This is a genomic window from Bacteroides sp. AM10-21B, assembly GCF_003472565.1.
Taxonomy (GTDB): Bacteria; Bacteroidota; Bacteroidia; order Bacteroidales; family Bacteroidaceae; genus Bacteroides; species Bacteroides propionicigenes.
Map to the genome: position 1 here is coordinate 1 of NZ_QRME01000011.1, position 453 is coordinate 453.

General features: G+C 34.0%; 1 protein-coding gene. It reads right to left on the bottom strand.

Going from position 1 to position 453, the window contains the following annotated elements; translation table 11 throughout:
• Positions 1-68 precede the first annotated feature (68 nt).
• Complete coding sequence (locus tag DW121_RS13755) at positions 69-419, bottom strand: hypothetical protein (RefSeq protein WP_118324117.1); 351 nt, start codon at positions 417-419, stop codon at positions 69-71.
• Positions 420-453: the final 34 nt, after the last annotated feature.

A 453-nucleotide genomic window follows, 5' to 3' on the forward strand; every position in this document is an offset into this window, starting at 1 on the left:
CCATACCCTTGTACCTTTTAGGGGCACAAGATACGGCAGATTAAAACTATACAATATTCTTCTTAGATTTAAGTAAGAGTTATTGTCATCCAGTTAGTCCAATGTAAATAAATACGAATTCTTATTTTCATTTGTTTCCCGTCTGATTTTATTGCGAATTGAAAATTCTGGTCAGAACTTCCTAACGTAATTAAGTAGCCCCTATCAAAGGGATAATTATTTATCTGCGAATCTACATAGGTCCATTCCCCTCCAGAACTTTTATTGGCATCAGAAATAGATAAGGAAACCATATATTTTAATTTTTCTTTTATTGTTGAAAAATTAGCAATCACACTATTTCCTTCCTTAAGACCTCTTATATAGTCTAACTCGCTGACTGTCGTCATCGCATTCTCATGAACATCACTTGTTTCCATGCTTCGTACATTTTAGGGGCGTCATTTCTACTAT